This is a genomic window from Kribbia dieselivorans NBRC 106261 (assembly GCF_001552435.1).
Classification (GTDB): Bacteria; Actinomycetota; Actinomycetes; order Actinomycetales; family Dermatophilaceae; genus Kribbia; species Kribbia dieselivorans.
In genome coordinates this window covers 1-3,837 of the sequence record NZ_BCRE01000254.1, presented here as the reverse complement: position 1 = coordinate 3,837, position 3,837 = coordinate 1, and the positions used below count along the sequence as shown (strand labels likewise).

Sequence of the window (3,837 nt, the reverse complement as noted above, 5' to 3'; positions counted from 1 at the left end):
GCGAACAACTGTACGAGCAGCCACCGACAACGTCCATAGTTATACGCTCAGAGCGAACAAACCGGATCAAATTGTGTGAAAAAAGCGGCAGGTGGTGCCAATGGGGTCACAGAGGTGACATTCGGCCGCCGACACGCGGCCCCACACCACTACGCTGCGCGCGCGGTTGACTCCTCGATCAGGTCCTCGAGCACGCCTTGCGCACCCGGCTCCAGCCCGGTCGTGGCGGCCAACGCGGCCCGCGCCTCGTCCACGAGCCGCGCGATGTCGGACTCGAGGCGATCCAACGCCCCGGCGTCGACGATGATCCGCCGTAGTTCGTCGACCTGGGCACCGGTGAGGTGCGGGTCTCCGAGCCACGCCTCGAGCTGCTCGACCCCGGTCGCCGTTGCTCCGGCCAGCGTGTGCGCCACCAGCACTGTGCGCTTGCCCTCGCGCAGATCGTCACCGGCCGGCTTGCCCGTCGCGGCCGGATCGCCGAACACCCCCAGGACGTCGTCGCGCAACTGAAAGGCCTCGCCGAGCGCGAGCCCATACCGCGACAGCGCCGCCAGATCGCCCGCGCCCACTCCGGCGGCCGACGCCCCGATGAGCAACGGATGCTCGATCGAGTACTTCGCCGACTTGTACCTGATGACGTGATGTGCCCGAGCCACCCGCTCCTCGGCCGCGAACTCCGACCACGGGCGCACCGACTCGGCCAGATCCAGGTACTGCCCGGCCATGAGCTGCGTGCGCATCCGGTCGAACACCGCCCGCCCACGTGCGAGATGCTCGACCGGCAGGTCCGATGCGACGAACAGCTCGTCGCACCAGTTCAGACACAGGTTCCCGGCCAAGATCGCGCCCGACATCCCGAATCGCTCCGAGTCGCCGGCCCAGGCCCGCGCACGATGCTCCGCCGCGAGGTGCCGATGGGCCGCCGGTTGCCCGCGCCGGGTGTCGGACTCGTCCATGACGTCGTCGTGTAACAGCGCCGCGGCCTGGAAGAACTCCATCGAGGTCGCCAACGTGATCAGGGCGTCGGAGTCCGGCTGCCCACCGGCCCGGTAGCCCCAGTAGAGGAAGAGGGCACGCAACCGCTTGCCGCCGCGCAACAGGCGGTCGATGGCCGCCACCAGGTCATCCACATCCGGGCCCAACTCGGCCAAGACGTCGCGCTGATGCGCCAGCGTCGCGTCGATACTCGTCTGGATCCGCGAGCGCAGGTCGGCCTTCGTCACTGTCCTCACCCGGAGCAGCCTATGCGCATCGCTGGTCTAACCTTGCAGCGTGCCCACCCCTGCCTCATCCATCCCTGCCGCCCTGCGCGGTGACCGCCCCTCGATCAGCTTCGAGTTCTTCCCCCCGAAGGACGACGCCGGCGAGGTTGCGTTGTGGGAGGCGATCGCCCGGCTGGAATCGCTCAAGCCCGACTTCGTGTCGGTGACCTACGGCGCCGGCGGCACCTCCCAGGACCGCACGATCCGCGTCACGCAGCGCATCGCTCGCGAGACCTCCCTGACCGCGATGGCCCACCTGACGTGTGTGTCCAAGACGGTCGATGAGATCGCCGACGTCATCGCGGCCTACGAGGCAGCCGGGATCGAGCACGTGCTCGCGCTGCGTGGCGACCCGCCGGGCAACCCCGGCGGCGAGTGGGTCTCGACCCCTGGCGGGCATGAGCACGCCGATTCCCTGGTCGCCCAGATCCGCGCGGCCTCCGACATGGAGATCGGAGTGGCCGCCTTCCCCGACGTCCACCCCGAATCGGCCGATCTGGCCCACGACGTCGACGTCCTGGTGCGCAAGCACGAGGCCGGAGCGTCGTTCGCCGTCACCCAGATGATCTTCGACACGGTCGGCTATCTGCGTCTGCGCGACGAGGTCTCCAAGTGCGTCGACATGCCGATCACGCCGGGCATCATGCCGGTGACCAACGTCAAGCAGATCGCTCGGATGACCCAGCTCATGGGCACACCGCTGCCGCCGAAGCTCATCGAGCGGCTCGAGGCCGTCGACGGCGACCCCGCCGCGGTGCGGGCCGTGGGCGTCGAGTGGGCCACCAACCTGGCCCGTGACCTGCTCGCCGAGGGCGCGCCGGGCATCCACTTCAACACGATGAACCGCTCGACCGCGACGCTCGAGGTCTACGGGGAGCTCGGCCTGAGCGTCTGACCGGGTTAGAGACACCCCCGAGTGATGGTTTCGGGCCGCCCCAGGAGCCCTGGGGCGGCCCGAAACCATCACTCGACGTGGGGGGTGGGAGACGCGTGTGCGTCAGATGCGGTTGAGCCCGGCGGTGAGGGCCGCGACGAGGTCGGCCGGGTCCTCGATGCCGATCGACAGGCGGAGCAGGCCGTCCGAGATCCCGGCGGTTGCGCGCGCCTCCGGTGTCATCGAGGCGTGCGTCATCGTCGCCGGGTGGGCGATGAGCGACTCCACGCCACCCAGCGACTCCGCCAGCGAGAAGCACGTCAGGCCGTCAAGCAGCCGGCGCACGGCGGCCTCACCGTCGACCTCGAATGAGACCATCGCCCCGAAACCGGACTGCTGCCGCGCCGCCACCTCGTGCCCGGGGTGCGAGGCCAGACCGGGGTAGTACGTCTGGCGCACCGCCGGGTGCGCGGTCAGGGCCTCGACGACCGCGGCGGCACCCTCCTGATGGGCGCGCAGACGCGGGTGGAGGGTACGCAGGCCGCGCAATGTGAGATAGCTGTCGAACGGCGCTCCGGTAATGCCCAGGGTGTTCGACCAGAACGCGAAGAGCTCGTGCAACTCGGGAGTCTTCGCGATGATCGCGCCGGCGACGACGTCGCTGTGACCGTTGATGTACTTCGTCGTCGAGTGCACGACGACGTCGCAGCCCAGGTCGAGCGGGCGCTGCAGCACCGGCGTGAGGAAGGTGTTGTCGGCCACGACCGTGGCTCCGACGGCCTTGGCCTTGCCCGCGACGGTGGCGATGTCGGTGATGCGCAGCAGCGGGTTCGACGGCGTCTCGAGCCAGACGACCTTGGGCGCCGGGGTGGCCGCGAGTGCCGCGTCCACGGCCGCGTCGTCGGTGAAGTCGATGAGCACGACGTTGAACGCGCCCTTCTCGTGCAGCGAGTCGAACAGGCGCCACGTGCCGCCGTAGCAGTCGTGCGGCAGGAGCACGGTGTCGCCGGGGGAGAGCAGCGCGCTCACCGTGACCGTGATCGCCCCCATGCCCGAGGAGGTGATGACCCCGCCGGCTCCACCCTCGAGATCGGCCAGGGCGTTGCCGAGCAGGTCGCGGGTGGGGTTGCCCGAGCGGGTGTAGTCGTAGGTCCGCGGCTGGCCGAATCCGTCGAAGGTGTAGTTGCTCGACAGGTACACCGGGGGCACGACGGCTCCGTGGTGGGTGTCGTCCTCGAGGCCGGCCCGCACGGTACGGCTGATCAGCGACGGACCGCTGGTGGGCGGCGTGGGCTCGGTCATGCGGGGGTCACCTTTCGGGGTTGTGAAGCGCGATCAGGCACGTTATCCCACGCCGATGGACGTTGTCGGACCGGTGGGTTACGGTGGATTGTGTTCGAACTTCTGTTCGACACAGACGTTCGAGAAACGTGTGAAAGCCGCGATCCAGACCAGGAGGTCACCATGGTGCGCCATGTCGACGAGCCCATCGAGGTCCGCCCCCAGGAGGGTGCCATGCCCGGCACCGAGGCGACGACCGGGGTGCCGGGGCAGTTCCTCTGGCGGGGTCGGCTCTACCAGGTACGCGAGGTCATCGACTCGTGGCAGGAGCAGCGGGCCTGGTGGCGCGACGCGTTGGCGGTCGTGCCCACGGCCGGGGCGGCGGCGCAGGGCCGGCAGGTCTGGCGGGTCGTGGCCAGC

The 3,837-nt window shown here is 69.4% G+C and carries 4 protein-coding genes; 2 read left to right on the top strand and 2 right to left on the bottom strand.

Going from position 1 to position 3,837, the window contains the following annotated elements; genetic code table 11:
* Positions 1-149 precede the first annotated feature (149 nt).
* A complete protein-coding gene (locus KD1_RS15515) occupies positions 150-1,232 on the bottom strand; it encodes a polyprenyl synthetase family protein (RefSeq protein ID WP_306307032.1) in 1,083 nt (360 codons plus the stop codon).
* Positions 1,233-1,272: 40 nt separating this feature from the next.
* On the opposite strand from KD1_RS15515, the gene metF reads away from it, so the two are divergent.
* The gene (gene metF, locus KD1_RS15510; RefSeq protein WP_068403418.1) at positions 1,273-2,157 is read left to right on the top strand and encodes a methylenetetrahydrofolate reductase [NAD(P)H]; all 885 of its coding nucleotides are present in this window, start codon (positions 1,273-1,275) and stop codon (positions 2,155-2,157) included.
* A 102-nt stretch (positions 2,158-2,259) separates the two neighbouring features.
* On the opposite strand, the gene metB is transcribed toward metF, so the two are convergent.
* On the bottom strand, positions 2,260-3,438 hold the full coding sequence (gene metB / locus KD1_RS15505) for a cystathionine gamma-synthase (protein WP_068403416.1): 1,179 nt from the start codon (positions 3,436-3,438) through the stop codon (positions 2,260-2,262).
* A 162-nt stretch (positions 3,439-3,600) separates the two neighbouring features.
* Here metB and KD1_RS15500 point away from each other — a divergent pair.
* Positions 3,601-3,837, top strand: a 237-nt coding sequence (locus tag KD1_RS15500; protein ID WP_068403414.1) for a DUF6504 family protein, incomplete at its 3' end; no start/stop codon positions are given.

Bases quoted from the DNA above. Each gene is read 5' to 3' on its own strand.
- metB (WP_068403416.1), bottom strand. From the start codon at position 3,438: ATGACCGAGCCCACGCCGCCCACCAGCGGTCCGTCGCTGATCAGCCGT.